The organism is Brachybacterium sp. UMB0905 (assembly GCF_002871795.1).
In the GTDB taxonomy this organism is placed as follows: domain Bacteria; phylum Actinomycetota; class Actinomycetes; order Actinomycetales; family Dermabacteraceae; genus Brachybacterium.
This window is the reverse complement of the sequence record NZ_PNHL01000010.1, coordinates 49,415-62,870: the sequence shown is the minus strand read 5'-3', so window position 1 is coordinate 62,870 and position 13,456 is coordinate 49,415. Positions and strand designations below refer to the sequence as shown.

Here is a 13,456-nt window from a genome sequence, read left to right as displayed (position 1 = left end):
GGGGTGAGCAGGGCCGATGGTGGCTGTGCTGACGTCGGCTGGGCCGACGTCAGCCGCTCGCTCAGCCGATGATCTGATTCAGCTCGGCGAGCTCGTCGTCCGTGAGCTGCAGCGTCATCGCGGCGGCGGAGTCGCGGATGGACTGCGGGCGGCTCGCCCCCGGGATCGGGATCACGTGCTCGCCGAGGCTCAGCTCCCACGCGAGGACCACCTGCTGCGGGGAGACATCATGCGCGGCGGCGACGCGGGCGATCTGCGGGAAGCGCGTGCCGATCCCGGCCGCGCCACCACCGGTGCCACCCAGCGGCGACCACGGCACGAAGGCGATACCCCGCTCGGCGCAGTAGCGCAGCTCCGGCAGGGAGGTGTGGAAGTACGTGGGGGAGAACTGGTTCTGCACCGCAGCGAGACCCCCATCGCCCAGCACCTCGAGCGCCACGTCGATCTCCTCGAGGTTCGCGTTCGAAATGCCGATCTCGCGGATCAGCCCCTCCTGCTGCAGGGCCGCGAGCGCCTCCACCCCCTCGGCGTAGCGGATGGAGCGGTCCGGGCGGTGCCAGTAGTAGATGTCCACCTGCTCCATCTGCAGGTTCACCAGGGATTTTTCGAGCGCGGAGCGCAGGTATGCGGCGGAGCCGTCACGGCCCCAGCTCTCCCCTTCGCCGCGGGTGATACCGCCCTTGGTGGCCACGACCACCTGTGAGCGGTCCCCGTCCCAGCTGGCCAGAGCGTCGGCCACGATCTGCTCGTTGTGCCCCATGGTGTCCCAGCTGGGGGCGTAGATGTCCGCGGTGTCCAGGAGCGTCACGCCCGCGTCGAGGGCGGCGTGGACCGTGGCGCGGGACTGCTCGCGCGTGGCGACCGTCCCCCGGCCCTGGGACAGGGGCATCACCCCCAGGCCGATCGCGGAGACGGTGAGAGAGCCGATGCGACGCTGCGTGGTGGTCATGCCTCGAGCCTAGGTGAGGCGCCACGGGGCCGGTAGGGGCCGTAGGCCCGACGGGGCTGGCGCCTCAGGCACCCACCGAGCCGGTGCCGCGGGCGGTGGATTCGCGTTCGATGATCTTCGAGCGCAGCAGCGTGGTGGAGGGCTCCTCCTCCGGGTTCGCCATGCGCTGGCCGAGCATTCGTGCGGCCGCCCGGGAGGTAGCGCGCACGGGCTGGACCACGACGGACACCGACGGGGTCACCAGGCGCGTCCAGAGGTCATCGTCGGTGGCCAGCAGCGCGGGCGCATCGGTCCGGCCGCGCAGCGCCTCGAACGCCCCGGCGGACATGCGGTTGTTGGTGACGTACAGGCAGTCGGTCTCTCCGCCCGCGAGGGCCTGGACGAGCTTGCGCCCGGATTCCACGTGCAGGTCACCGCGGTGCACGGCATCGGCGGTAATCTCTCCACCGGCTGCTTGCCAGGCACTGAGGAAGCCGAGGGCACGGTCCTCGGTGGTGCGCAGCGATTCGGGGCCGGCGATCACGGCGGGTTTGCGGAACCCGCGCTCGTACAGGTGGCGGGCCGCCTGCCGACCGGCGTCGAGGTTGTCGGTGGCCACGAGATCCGTCTCCGCCCCCTCGATGTCGCGGTCGACCAGCACGACGGGGATCCCCGCGCTGGTCAGCACGGAGATATCGGTGCGTGCGGAGTCGACGGGGACGAGCAGCACCCCGGAGACCTGCCGACCCACCAGCTGTGCGAAGCACTGCTGTTCGAGCTGCAGGTCCTCTTCGGTGTGGGCGACGGTCACCGAATGGGCTTGGCCGCGGGCGATCCGCTCCACCTCGGAGATGATCTGCGTGAAGTAGGGGTTCGCGGCATCGGGCGCGACGACGGCGATCTGCGAGGTGCCGCCGCGGCGCAGCGAGCGGCCCAGGGCGTTGGGGACGTAGCCGGTGGCGGCCACTGCCTCCTCAACCCTGGACCGCAGCTGCTTGTCCACGGTGGGGGCGCCGTTGATGACCCGGGAGACCGTCGCGGAGGAGACGCCCGCGGCGCGGGCGACGTCCATGATCGTGGGTCGTGTCGACGACGCCATGCGCAGCTCCTCAGTCAGTCACGAGGGACACGTCTCCGCACAGGTGCACGGTGACTCCGAGCCGGTCGAAGAACGCGGCCTTCGCGGTGAGGGCGCGATCGGCGGTATCGGCGTCGTCAGCGTAGACGAGCTGAGCGTGATTGGCCTTGTGGCGGCCCATGAACTGGTCGCGGGTCACGCCGTGGAGCACCACCGAGGCGATGGGCCACTCGGGGTTGGTGGCGTCCTTGCGGCGCTGCGTCTCCTCTGCCGGGAGATCCACGACGGTGCCGCGGCCCATGTCCACGTGCAGGCCCTCGTCCTGGACGTACACGCGGGACCACACGATCTCGCCGGGCTTGGAGATGCCGTTGATGGTGGAGCCGCCGGCGGGGAAGAACGCGGGACCCTGGCGCCAACCCTCGGCGCCCTTGTACCCATCGGCGAAGTGGCTGGGCGGCACGGAGCCGGAGATCTCCCACACCCACACGTACTGGCCGTCGTACTCCTCGCCCCAGCGCACGTCGTGCAGCGTGGTGGCGGGGTCCATGCCCATCGCGGTCCACAGCCGGTTGGTGACCAGGGCGTCGACGGCCACACCCTCGTCGACCTCATTGAAGTTCGGCAGAGCCTCCCCCTCCCACAGCACGCGGGAGCCGTCACGGCTGGTGACGGGCGGGCGCTGGACGTTGTTCAGCAGGCCCTCGACGAGGTCGGAGGCGGGGGCGACGTCCTTCATGCCCTGCTGGTACTGGATGCCGACGGCGTCCAGTCCGAAGTCGTCGCTGATGCGCAGCGCGGCGATGTACATCTTGTACTGCCAGCGCAGCTGGGTCTCGGTGAGCTCCGTGGCTTCATCGGTGCCGAGCTTGAATGTCATTCCGGCGTCCGTCAGCCAGGTGCCGATCGCGTCGGCCTCTTCGTCGGTGACCTCCTGCATCTCGGCCCACAGGGCGGACTGGGAGAGTCGCTCCTTGTAGATGCCCAGGGCGTTGAGCATCTCGTCGTCGATGATGGCGTTGTACATGCCCATGCAGCCCTCATCGAAGATGCCGATGATCGCCTTGTCCGCCAGGAGCTGGTCGGCGAGCGCCCGGCCCAGCTGGACTTCGGCGGTTTCGGGCAGGGCAGGCAGGGGCTTCACGTGCGAGGCGTCGTGCTCGAGGGTGCCGGTGTTCAGCCACGTGGCGATGCCATCGCGGAAGAAGTCGTCGGAGCCGTCCACGGTCCACAGCGAGGAGTACTCGCGGCCCATCTTCGTCAGGCCGCCGTTGAGATTCAGCAGACCCACCAGGCCCGGCCAGGCGCCCACGAAGTTCGCGACCGTGAGAACGGGGCCGCGGTGGCTGCGCAGGCCGGCGAGGACGTGGTGGGAGTACTGCCAGTTCGCGGTGGCGACGATCAGCGGGGCATCGGCGGGGATGTTCTTGAACACCTCGATGCCCATGCGCTGGGAGCGGATGAAGCCGTGGCCGAACTCGGCGTCGGGCTCGAAGGCGCGCTGGACGCTCCACCCGGCGGCTTCGATCACCTCGGTGACCAGGCGCTCGAGCTCCTGCTGGTAGGGCCAGGCGGGCAGGTTCGCGCTCTCGCGGGAGTCGCCTGACGGGGTGAGGTAGACGGTCTTCTCCGGCGCAGGGGTCTTTTCGCGCAGAGCTGGCATCTGGTACGTGCTGGTCATGGGGATGCTCCTTGAGATCTGGGGGCTCAGGCGTGGGCGGGGCCGGTCGGGACGTGGGGGCCGGGGCCGGTGCCCAGGTGGATCTCCATGCCGTCGAAGTCCGGGGCCGCGGGGCGCGTGGTGGCGGGGCGGTCCAGGTAGAACACGGCGGTGGAGGCGATGTCGTCGCGCAGCGGAAGGTAGCGCCCGGCGCTCTTCCAGCCCAGCGCCTGGATGTCCACCTTGGGCAGGCCCTTGGCGAAGTGGATCGGGTCCGCCACGTGCCAGCGGTACAGGCCGAAGCGCTGCTGGGCGATGTACAGCCCGTCGGGCCGGATCACCTGCGGCATGCCCAGGTACGGGGTGGAGAAGGCGGTGTAGCCCTCGCCGGGGATGTCGAAGTTCCAGGCGCCGCCGAAGTAGTCCTCGGTGCCGGTGCCGACGATGGTCGCGAAGTCGGTGTCGTCGTCCATGTAGAACTTGATCTCGCCCTCGCCCCACCAGCCGTTGGAGTTCACACCCCAGGCGATGTATGTGCCGACGTACTGACCCTGTCCCTCAACGCCCTCGAGGATGACGTGCGGGGTGGCCTCATCGAGCGGGTTGGAGCGCCGCCACTGGGCGTGGAAGTAGGCGTCGTTGGAGTGGTCGCCGCCCAGCTCGTAGGTCACCTGGAAGTAGACGCGAGCGTCCTGATCAGAGGTGTTTTCGAGCGTCAGCTTCGCGCCCTCACGGAAGGGCATCGGCCAGTAGGAGTTGAAGCCGCCGTGCGGGTTCGCGGCGATCATCTGCGAGTCCACCTGCGCGAACACGCCCCAGCCGTTGCAGAAGAAGTCACCGTAAGGGACCTCGACGGCGGGCTCCTCGCTGCCGTCCCAGTAGGCGCGCAGCACCAGCTGGCGCCAGTGGTCGGTGTGGGTAGTGATCCAGATGTGCGTGATCACGCCCGCGGAGTCGATGTCCGCCAAGGTGAAGGTCTCCCCCGCCTTGACGTCGACGCTGGGCGAGACCTTCCAGCCCTGCCCCAGGTCTCGGGATTCACGCTGCCCGGTGCCTTCGGTGGCACGGCCGCCACCGCCCGGGGAGCCATCAAAGTTCTCTGCAGAGATGGAGCGGGTGAGCACGGGGCGCAGGGCTGCGAGGCTGCGATGGTCGGGGGCCGGAGGGGTCACGGTGTCACTCTCCCTGGAGCGGATCGACGGTGATCTGGTGGCGTGAAGGCACCACGATCGGGAAACGATTACTGCGACTCTAGAGGCGAGGGCCGATGGCGTCAACCGCGGGCGGGACGACCATCCCGACCCCAAGCTCACCAGGCACGGTAAGTTGTGATCGGCGCGTGACCCAGTCTTCGTTGACAGCGGCACTGACGGATCACTACGGTACGAGGAAACGATTACTCACTGCCGAGTGATCTCCCCGCGGAGTCACCCGCGCGAATCACACCCGGCTCAATCCCCGAAGACGAGGAGCAGCACCATGAAGCGCAGGACCTTCCTCTCCGCCGCCGCAGCCACCGCAGGAGCCGCCAGCCTCGCCGCCTGCGGCAGTGGCACCCCCGGACAGGCCAAGGACGACCCCGCAGCTGAGGGTCGTACGAAGGTGGAGTTCTGGGGCAACGTGTTCACCGGAGAACGCCTGGTACGAGAAGATCGTGGAGGACTTCAACGCCGCCCAGGATGAGGTCTTCATCAACTATCAGGTGGTCCCCGGGGATGCCTGGGACCAGAAGCTCAAGGCAGCTCAGGCCGCCGGCAACGCCCCTGACCTCTACGTCCAGGCCGGCCGTCTGGACACGGCCGCCCGTACCGGCACCCTGATGGAGCTCGACGGCCTCATCGACCAGAAGGTTCTGGACTCGATCACCGACATCACCGCCGAGGTCTGCCAGTACCAGGGCAAGTTCTACGCATTCCCCCTTCTGGTGGAGCCGCAGATGACGCTCTACTGGAACAAGGATCTGTTTGAGAAGGCGGGCCTTGACCCGGAGACTCCGCCCACCAGCTGGGATGAGATGTACGACGCCTGCGAGGCCCTCTCCAGCGTCATGGGCAACGGCCAGTTCGCGCTGAACACCGCTGTGGACTCCGGAACGTTCGGATGGACGACGGTGGCTGCCCAGCAGCACGTGGCCGGGCATCTTCCGATCTCCGATGACTGGGCGACCGCGGATGCGGAGGACCCGAAGTACGCCGAGCTCATCACCTTCTACAAGACCCTTCAGGAGAACGGCTGGATCCCCCGCCAGGCGCTCGGCGCAGGCAACTCCGCTCAGCCGTTCGGCGAAGGCAAGGTCGCGATGATGTCCCAGGGCTCCTGGGGTATGTCCGAGATCGCGGCCGACTACCCGGACATGGTCGAGGTCACCGGCGTGGCGCCGTGGGTGCAGTCCGATGGCGACCTGACCCGAGAGGTCTCCACCATCGGCAACATGAAGTGGGTCGTGGACGCGAAGGCCAAGGAGCCCGAGGCCACGGCGAAGTTCATCGAGTGGGCCCTGGGTGGTGACCCCGAGGTGCTGAAGCCCTTCTTCATCGATACCCAGTTCACCAAGGCGCCCGCCCGTGACGAGGTCACTGAGGTCGTCAACTCTGATCCCGCGGCAGAGGACGCCCACTGGTCCGACGTGGTCTTCGATGACGTGGTGCCTTACTGCATCCCCGAGGCCCGCTACCCGTGGGACGTCAACATGGCGATGGGTGATGCGATCCAGGCCGGCATGCTCGGTGAGAAGGCCCCCGAAGAGGCGCTCGCCGATGCCAACAAGGAGATCCAGAAGGTCATCGACCGCGAGGGCCTCGCCGAGGTGCGCGCCGAGATGGAGGGCTGAGAAGTCTCATGACCGTCAACGCCACCCAATCCACTGCAGGTGGCACCGGAGCCCCCGGCGCGGCCGGGGTCCCCGGGGTCACCCCCGGGCAGGGCCCGTCGAAACGTCGGGTGCACCCCAATCGGCGCCGTGACACCTCGATGGCGTACATCATGCTCACGCCGGTTCTCATCCTGCTGAGCATTTTCGTCATCTGGCCAGCGATCCAGGCGATCTACCTGAGCTTCTTCGACTGGAGCTTCTACACCGAATCCGAGTTCGTCGGGTTCAAGAACTTCCGCAACGTGCTCACCGATGATCAGTTCTGGTCCGCGGTGGTTCGTGGCCTGCAGTTCGTCCTCATGACGGTTCCGCTGCAGCTTGTGCTCTCCTTCCTCGTGGCGACCCTCGCCACCTCGGTGTCGCAGAAGCTGTCGCAGGTGCTCAAGGTCAGCATCTATATCCCGTCGGTGATCTCCGGCGTCATCGCCTCCATCACCTTCGTGATCATCTACGACTACTCGGGCGGTCTGCTCAACGCGCTGATCAATATCTTCGGCGCCCCGAATCAGGCGTGGTTGGGGGATCCGCGATGGGCGCTCGGTGCGATCGCCGTGCCGGCCGTCTGGCTGGGCATGGGCATCACCACGCTGATCATGATCGCTGCGATGCTGGACATCCCTCAGAGTCTCTACGAGGCCGCGGAGCTCGAGGGTGCGAACTGGTGGCAGAAGACCATCTACATCACGATTCCGCAGATGAAAAACGTGCTGCTGTTCCTGCTAGTGACCGGATTCGTCGGGGCCATCCAGCAGTTCGAGCTGCCGTTGGTGATGACCGGAGGCGGGCCCAACCGCGCCACCGAGCTCCCCAACCTCTTCATCTTCAACCACTTCCGCGGGGACGCGTACGTGGGGTACTCCATCGCCGCAGCGCTGCTGCTGTTCGTGGTGCTGGGGTCGATCTCCTCCGTGATCTTCCGCATCGTCAACTCCGAGAAGCTGGTGGACTGAGATGACGACTTCGACCGATGCTCAGCTGTCCGCTGTCCAGCTGCGCCGCAAGGCGCGCCGACAGCAGATGCTGCAGCCGACGCGTATTGCCCGCATTCTGGTGAAGGCTCTGTTCTCGGCGATCATCATCTTCCTGGCCCTGTTCCCGCTGGCCTGGATGATCATCTCCGGGTTCAAGATCCGAACCGAGGTGGTCACCACCCCGTTCCAGTTCTTCCCTGAGGTTTGGCAGTGGCAGAACTACACGCAGATCCTCTCTGACACCTCGTTCCTGCGAACCCTTGCGATCACGGGCGGTGGCGCGGTGCTGTTCACCATCGGGTCCATCACGGTGAACTCGATGGCCGCCTACGCGTTCGCACGGCTGGAGTTCGCTGGGAAGCGATTCGTGTGGCCGATCGTGCTGACCACGATGTTCATCCCGGGCATGACGATCCTGCTGACAAGCTTCATCGTCGTGACGAACCTGCGGATGCTGGACACCATGGCGGTGCTGATCCTTCCGGGCCTCGCAGGGGCGGGGCACATCTTCTTCGTGCGGCAGTTCTACCTGAACATCCCCTCCAGCCTGGAGGAGGCCGCCGTGGTGGATGGCTGCGGGAAGTGGGGTGTTTATCTGCGGATCTTCCTGCCCCTGTCCAAGGCCCCGTTCGTGGTCGTGGGCATCACGAGCTTCATGGCTTTCTGGAACAGCTTCGTGTGGCCGGTCATGACGATCACCAGCGCTGAGCTCTACCAGGTGCAGCAGTACCTCGCCACGTTCCGCGGCGAGCGCGCTAGCGAGCTGGGGCTGCTGATGGCGGGATCTGCCTGCGCCGCGATGCCGATCATTCTGATCTTCCTGATCTTCCAGCGGTCGATCATCGCGAACATCAAGATGGCCGGACTGAAGTGATATCCCGCCGCGCTGGTTCGCTCTCTCAGCGGGCCAGCGCGGCGATATCCTCCGGCATCCCCTCCGAGCCCATCGTCTTCACCCACGCGCCCGCACTGTCTTCGCGGACGCTGGCATGGCCGTGATCGGTGGAGAGGATCCACAGCACATCGGCGTCCTGCTCCCAGAGCACGCCGGGGCGATAGCGCTCCACATGCGGCAGGTCATCGCGCCACAGCTCGTCGCCGGATTCTGCGTCCTGGATGGCCGGGCGCAGTGTGTCGCCATCCTCCACGAGGAGCGCAAGGACAGAACCCGTGGGCGAGGGGCGCGACTGGTCAACGTCCACCATCCGCTCCTCGGCGTCATCACGCGTGCAGGCCGCGAGGAGCGCTGCGCCCCCTGCGCAGATCGTGGTCATCCACCGTCGTCGCGTCATCTTGTGCGTCATATCCGCCCCCTATCGCAACCGAACCGTACGCCGAAGCGCGGGCCTCAGCGGCCTGTCTGCACCTCGAGTGGCCGGATGGTCAATCCGCCGCGGCCCCAGCCGCCGCCGGTGACCCAGGTACATTCCCCGTCCTGCACGATCTCGGCGCAGTGCTCATCGAGGTCCACCTCGATCAGGGCGGAGCGCTCGAAGCGCAGCGGATCGGTGGAGAAGTAGGCGAGGGTGCGGTCGTACTCGGTGGACTCGCAGACGAACAGGATGTAACCACCGTCGACGGTGATGACGAACGGGGACTCCGTCGGCCCGCCGTAGGTGCCCTCCACCCCGGAGCCGAAGGCGACCTGCGGCGCCGACCAGGTCACGAGGTCGGTGCTCTCGCGCACCGCGACCTGATGCTCTCCGCCGTCGTTGCGGGCGGTGCGGGTGTAGTACATGAGCCAGCGCTCCCCCACCCGCAGCACCATCGGGTCGCGGGCATCGAAACCCTCGGCGAACAGCACCGGCTCCTGCGGGGTCCAGGTGAACAGGTCCTCGCTGGTCGCGAGGGTCATGCGGTAGGCGGTGTGGTCCGCGGTCCCTCCGGCGTAGAACATCCAATACTGCCCGTCGTGGCGGATCACGTGCGGGGCCCACACGTGGGTCTCACCGATCTCCGTGCGGGCATGCAGCACCGGGTCATGCACGGTCCACGACGGATCCCGGAGGTCCGCGGTGGAGGCATGCAGGAACATCGTCTCATCCAGCGGATCCGCGGGCTCGGCATGCCAGATCCCGAAGACATGCCAGCGCCCCTCGGCATCCTGGATCAGCGTGTGGTCGTTGACGTACCAGGGCTCCTCGATGCTCGGGGAGGCATCGAGCAGGCGACGCTTGACCCCGGGGATCAGGCGGACGGATGCAGTGGTCACATGAACTCCTCGTCGAGTCGGTCCAGTGTCGGGGCCCCGCCGCGTTCGGGGAGGGGGCGGGGGGAGTAATCGACTTCTGGCCTCGGCCAGCCTAGCGTGTCGGCACCGCGCAGGCGGCGCACGCAGACCCTCCGCGCCTGATGGCCCCGCACTCGACGCGCCGGACTCCTGGTGGTCACCGATCGCCCGTCACGGGGCGGGCAGCGCAGCATGACGTGTCGGCCGCCGGCGGGTCAGGTCTCCCCCTGGGCATCCGGCGGATAGACCAGGGCGCCGTCCTCGCGCAGAACGGGTCGCGCACCCCAGGCGCCCAGCTCGTGCTCGGCGGGGGCGCTGCCGACGCGCAGGTGCACGACCTCCCACCCCCGCGCGACGAGGGTGTTCGCGATGAGCAGCCGGTGGCACCGCCAGGGCATCGGCTCGCCGCACATCACCACCACGTGATGCTCCGCGGCGAGATCGGCGAGCGCCTCGATCCCGCGCTCGTACTCAGGGGTCAGGGTGTGCTCGGCGTAGTTCTTGAAACTCGTGCTCTGCCAGCCCGCGTTCAGTTGCGGGTCGACGTCGCTCTGCTTCGGGCGGCGCCCGGCGAGCTCGGCCGAGCGCCGGTAGCCGATGCCCGCCTCGCCCAGCCAGCGCACCATCTCCTCGGCATCGAACTGGGGGCTGCGGCGGGAGCCGGGCAGTCTGCGCACATCGACGAGCTCGTCGATGCCCGCGCCCCGGAAGGTCGTGAGCACATCGCCCTCGGGGCAGGTCCAGTGGCCCAGAGTCCAGATCGTTCCGGCCATCGCGCCTCCCCTCATTGCTTCCCCATCATGCCTCCCCGCCGATCCGACCGCCAGGGCCCGCACGGTGGACGCCCGCTCCGCCCTGACGGAATACCACCAGATTGTGGTAATCGTTTACGGACACATCGGATGTTTTGGGCCCGCCGGCTTGACGTGCGCCACACGCTCCCGTAATCTCGCCTGACCGGATCACACAAGGACGTCCACCCCGCACGCAGACACTTCTCCCCGAGAAGCCCCTCCCCGAGAAGCGCAGGGAACAGCGCCGTCCCTCCGCCTCTCACCCCTAGCCGGTGAGTAATCGATTTTCAGCCAGGCGCCGACCATCGGCGCATCGAGTGCCGATCGATCACACAGAGAGGAGCAGGCATGGACGCAGCGAAGAACCCCGCGGGCAGCCCCCTGCTCGAGGTCGAGGACATCTCGAAGACCTTCCCCGGAGTCCGCGCCCTGAAGGGGGTCTCCCTCGAGCTCCACGCCGGTGAGGTCCTTGCCGTGTGCGGGGAGAATGGGGCCGGCAAGTCCACCCTCATGAACATCCTCAGCGGGATCATGCCGGCGGACGACGGCGGCCGGATCACCTTCCGCGGGCAGCCGTGGGCCCCGCGCACACCCCGCGACGCCAGGGACTTCGGGCTGGTAATCGTCCACCAGGAGCTCCAGCTCATCCCCGACCTGGATGTCGCCCAGAACATCGCCCTGGGCCGGAAGACCGGGCCGGGCCTGCCCTTCCTGGTCAACGACCGCAGGCACCGATGCCAGTGCGCCGAGCTGCTGGACCGGCTCGGCATCACGATCCCCGTCAGTGCCCGCCTCGGGGACCTCTCCGTGGCCGAGCAGCAGATGGTCGAGATCGCCCGCGCCCTCTCCTACGACGCCAAGGCGCTGATCATGGACGAGCCCACCGCGGCGCTCAGCCAGCGGGAGGCCGAGAAGCTCTTCGAGCTCGTCGCGCAGCTCACCGCGGAGGGGCTGGGGGTCATCTACATCTCCCATCGCCTGAACGAGGTGATGCAGCTGGCTGACCGGGTCACCGTGCTGCGCGACGGCGAAAGCGTCTTCACCGCGCCTCGCGAGGACGTCACCCGCCCGCTGCTGATCGAGAAGATGGTGGGCCGCCCCATCGAGGAGGACCGCCGGGTCACCTCCGAGCCCACCGGTGAGGTCGCCCTCGAGGTCAGCCATCTGAGCACCAAGGCGCTGCTGGAGGACATCTCCTTCACGCTCCACCGCGGGGAGATCCTCGGGCTCGCGGGGCTGATGGGATCCGGCCGCACCGAGCTGGCCCGGGCCATCATCGGCGCCGATCCCCGCAGCGCCGGCACCATCGAGATCCACGGCAGCCCCGCATCGGCCCGCACTCCCTCCGAGGCGGTCGCGCGCGGAGTCGGCTACCTCTCCGAGGACCGCAAGGGCAGCGGGCTGCTGCTGGAGAACACCGTCAGCGACAACATCGCCATCGCGAACCTCCCACAGAATTCCCGCCTCGGGATCGTGAACGGGGCCGCGCTGGACGAGATCGCCGACCGGCACGTGCGCAGCCTGTCCATCCGCACCCCGTCGATCCACCAGACCGTGCGCCTGCTGTCCGGCGGGAACCAGCAGAAGGTCATCATCGGCCGCTGGCTCGAGCGCGACAGCGACATCCTCATCGTCGACGAGCCCACCCGCGGCATCGACGTCGGGGCCAAGGAGGAGATCTACACGATCCTCGAGGACCTCGCGAAAGCTGGCAAATCCATCATCGTGATCTCTTCGGAGATCCCCGAGATCCTCCGGATCTCGCATCGCATCGCCGTCATGTCCGAGGGCCGACTGGCCGGGATCGTGGACCGCGAAGGCGCCACCCAGGACACACTCATGGCTCTCGCGACCGCCGGCCGCGAGAGCGCATTGGAGGGAGTTGAATGAGCACCGACCAGTCGAGCGCCACCACCGCGGAAGCGGCGGAGGCCACAGCCACGAAGACCCGCCGCGGTCTCGAACTCCAGAAGTTCGCCCTGTTCGGCGCGCTGCTGCTGCTGTTCCTGATCTTCTTCATCGCCAGCCCGAACTTCCTGACGATCTCCAACATCTCCGGGATCCTGCTCGCGGCCTCGGTCACCGGCATCCTGGCGCTGGGCGTGAACTTCGTGATCGCCACCGGCGGCATCGATCTCTCCGTCGGCACCGGGATGACCCTGTTCTCGGTGCTGCTGGCGGTGATGGGGACCTCCGCCCACCTCGGGCTGCCGCTGCCGGTCGCGATCGTCCTCACCCTCGTGATCGGTGCCCTGGTGGGCATGTTCGTCGGGTTCCTGGTCTCGTACATGAAGATCCCCTCGTTCATCGCGACGCTCGCGATGATGATGGCCACCCAGGGGCTCTCCCTGATCATCACCAGCTCCACCCCGCAGTACTTCACCGAGCACGCCTGGTTCCGCCAGATCGCCACCGGCCAGCTGATCCCGAAGATCCCCAACGCCGTGCTGATCTTCGCCCTGGTGGCCCTGGTGGCCTGGTTCCTGATGAACAAGACCCTGGTGGGGCGCTACGCGATCGCCATCGGCTCCAACGCCGAGGCGACCAAGCTCTCCGGCGTCGACACCAAGCGCTGGACCCTGTACATCTACATGACCGCCTTCATGTTCACCGCGGTCGCCGGCATCGTGATGGCCTCGCGGCTGAACTCCGCCCAGCCCGCCCTCGGCGTCGGCTACGAGCTGGAGGCGATCGCCGCCGTCGTGATCGGCGGCACCTCGCTCGCCGGCGGCCGCGCGGCCATCGGCGGCACCGTCATCGGCGCGATCCTGATGGCGACCCTCAACAACGGCCTGCAGATCCTGGGCATCGCCCAGGAATGGCAGCGCATCGCGGTCGCGATCGTCATCCTCGTCGCCGTCTGGGGCGACTCGGTCCGGCGCAACCGCGCCGCCTCGTGATCCTCCTGTCCTGACCCCCGCAC

At 67.6% G+C, this 13,456-nt stretch carries 13 protein-coding genes; 6 read left to right on the top strand and 7 right to left on the bottom strand.

Features of this window, described 5'->3' with window-relative positions; all coding sequences use genetic code 11:
- Positions 1–61: 61 nt before the first annotated feature.
- The 4 genes from CJ197_RS10725 to CJ197_RS10710 form a co-directional block, all read right to left on the bottom strand.
- A complete protein-coding gene (locus tag CJ197_RS10725) occupies positions 62–949 on the bottom strand; it encodes an aldo/keto reductase (RefSeq protein ID WP_102236745.1) in 888 nt (295 codons plus the stop codon).
- Positions 950–1,013: 64 nt separating this feature from the next.
- Positions 1,014–2,027 (bottom strand): LacI family DNA-binding transcriptional regulator, encoded by a 1,014-nt coding sequence (locus CJ197_RS10720; RefSeq protein ID WP_102236744.1) that lies wholly within the window; start codon positions 2,025–2,027, stop codon positions 1,014–1,016.
- A 10-nt stretch (positions 2,028–2,037) separates the two neighbouring features.
- Positions 2,038–3,687, bottom strand: coding sequence for a fucose isomerase (locus tag CJ197_RS10715; RefSeq protein WP_102236743.1), 1,650 nt, complete (start codon positions 3,685–3,687; stop codon positions 2,038–2,040).
- A gap of 26 nt (positions 3,688–3,713) precedes the next feature.
- Complete coding sequence (locus CJ197_RS10710) at positions 3,714–4,838, bottom strand: glycoside hydrolase family 172 protein (RefSeq protein ID WP_102236742.1); 1,125 nt, start codon at positions 4,836–4,838, stop codon at positions 3,714–3,716.
- A 307-nt stretch (positions 4,839–5,145) separates the two neighbouring features.
- On the opposite strand from CJ197_RS10710, the gene CJ197_RS15180 reads away from it, so the two are divergent.
- Genes CJ197_RS15180 through CJ197_RS10695 form a run of 4 tightly spaced genes read left to right on the top strand, consistent with a single transcriptional unit; the run spans position 5,146 to position 8,383 of the window.
- Positions 5,146–5,349 (top strand): hypothetical protein, encoded by a 204-nt coding sequence (locus CJ197_RS15180; protein WP_158239453.1) that lies wholly within the window; start codon positions 5,146–5,148, stop codon positions 5,347–5,349.
- Positions 5,321–6,496 (top strand): extracellular solute-binding protein, encoded by a 1,176-nt coding sequence (locus CJ197_RS10705; RefSeq protein WP_158239452.1) that lies wholly within the window; start codon positions 5,321–5,323, stop codon positions 6,494–6,496. The genes CJ197_RS15180 and CJ197_RS10705 overlap by 29 nt, the downstream gene beginning before the upstream one ends.
- Positions 6,497–6,504: 8 nt before the next feature.
- Entirely contained in the window at positions 6,505–7,488 is a 984-nt protein-coding gene (locus CJ197_RS10700; protein WP_102236740.1) for a carbohydrate ABC transporter permease, read from the top strand.
- Between the two features lies 1 nt (position 7,489).
- Complete coding sequence (locus CJ197_RS10695; RefSeq protein WP_199173917.1) at positions 7,490–8,383, top strand: carbohydrate ABC transporter permease; 894 nt, start codon at positions 7,490–7,492, stop codon at positions 8,381–8,383.
- Between the two features lie 25 nt (positions 8,384–8,408).
- On the opposite strand, the gene CJ197_RS10690 is transcribed toward CJ197_RS10695, so the two are convergent.
- The 3 genes from CJ197_RS10690 to CJ197_RS10680 all read right to left on the bottom strand — a co-directional run bounded on the left by CJ197_RS10690 (position 8,409) and on the right by CJ197_RS10680 (position 10,512).
- The gene (locus tag CJ197_RS10690) at positions 8,409–8,801 is read right to left on the bottom strand and encodes a hypothetical protein (protein ID WP_146007757.1); all 393 of its coding nucleotides are present in this window, start codon (positions 8,799–8,801) and stop codon (positions 8,409–8,411) included.
- A gap of 56 nt (positions 8,802–8,857) precedes the next feature.
- Positions 8,858–9,721: a glycosyl hydrolase family 32 gene (locus CJ197_RS10685; RefSeq protein WP_158239451.1), complete on the bottom strand. Its 864-nt coding sequence runs from the start codon at positions 9,719–9,721 to the stop codon at positions 8,858–8,860.
- A 233-nt stretch (positions 9,722–9,954) separates the two neighbouring features.
- A complete protein-coding gene (locus CJ197_RS10680) occupies positions 9,955–10,512 on the bottom strand; it encodes a DUF488 family protein (RefSeq protein ID WP_102236737.1) in 558 nt (185 codons plus the stop codon).
- A 369-nt stretch (positions 10,513–10,881) separates the two neighbouring features.
- On the opposite strand from CJ197_RS10680, the gene CJ197_RS10675 reads away from it, so the two are divergent.
- Together CJ197_RS10675 and CJ197_RS10670 are read left to right on the top strand one after the other, a co-directional pair.
- On the top strand, positions 10,882–12,423 hold the full coding sequence (locus CJ197_RS10675; RefSeq protein ID WP_102236736.1) for a sugar ABC transporter ATP-binding protein: 1,542 nt from the start codon (positions 10,882–10,884) through the stop codon (positions 12,421–12,423).
- Positions 12,420–13,433, top strand: a complete 1,014-nt coding sequence (locus CJ197_RS10670; protein WP_102236735.1) for an ABC transporter permease — start codon at positions 12,420–12,422, stop codon at positions 13,431–13,433. The genes CJ197_RS10675 and CJ197_RS10670 overlap by 4 nt, the downstream gene beginning before the upstream one ends.
- The last annotated feature ends 23 nt before the right edge of the window (positions 13,434–13,456 follow it).

Coding starts and splice junctions, on each gene's coding strand:
- CJ197_RS10700 (WP_102236740.1), top strand. CDS start 6,505: ATGACCGTCAACGCCACCCAATCCACTGCAGGTGGCACCGGAGCCCCC.
- CJ197_RS10715 (WP_102236743.1), bottom strand. CDS start 3,687: ATGACCAGCACGTACCAGATGCCAGCTCTGCGCGAAAAGACCCCTGCG.
- CJ197_RS15180 (WP_158239453.1), top strand. CDS start 5,146: ATGAAGCGCAGGACCTTCCTCTCCGCCGCCGCAGCCACCGCAGGAGCC.
- CJ197_RS10680 (WP_102236737.1), bottom strand. CDS start 10,512: ATGGCCGGAACGATCTGGACTCTGGGCCACTGGACCTGCCCCGAGGGC.
- CJ197_RS10720 (WP_102236744.1), bottom strand. CDS start 2,027: ATGGCGTCGTCGACACGACCCACGATCATGGACGTCGCCCGCGCCGCG.
- CJ197_RS10690 (WP_146007757.1), bottom strand. CDS start 8,801: ATGACGCGACGACGGTGGATGACCACGATCTGCGCAGGGGGCGCAGCG.
- CJ197_RS10725 (WP_102236745.1), bottom strand. CDS start 949: ATGACCACCACGCAGCGTCGCATCGGCTCTCTCACCGTCTCCGCGATC.
- CJ197_RS10670 (WP_102236735.1), top strand. CDS start 12,420: ATGAGCACCGACCAGTCGAGCGCCACCACCGCGGAAGCGGCGGAGGCC.
- CJ197_RS10675 (WP_102236736.1), top strand. CDS start 10,882: ATGGACGCAGCGAAGAACCCCGCGGGCAGCCCCCTGCTCGAGGTCGAG.
- CJ197_RS10695 (WP_199173917.1), top strand. CDS start 7,490: ATGACGACTTCGACCGATGCTCAGCTGTCCGCTGTCCAGCTGCGCCGC.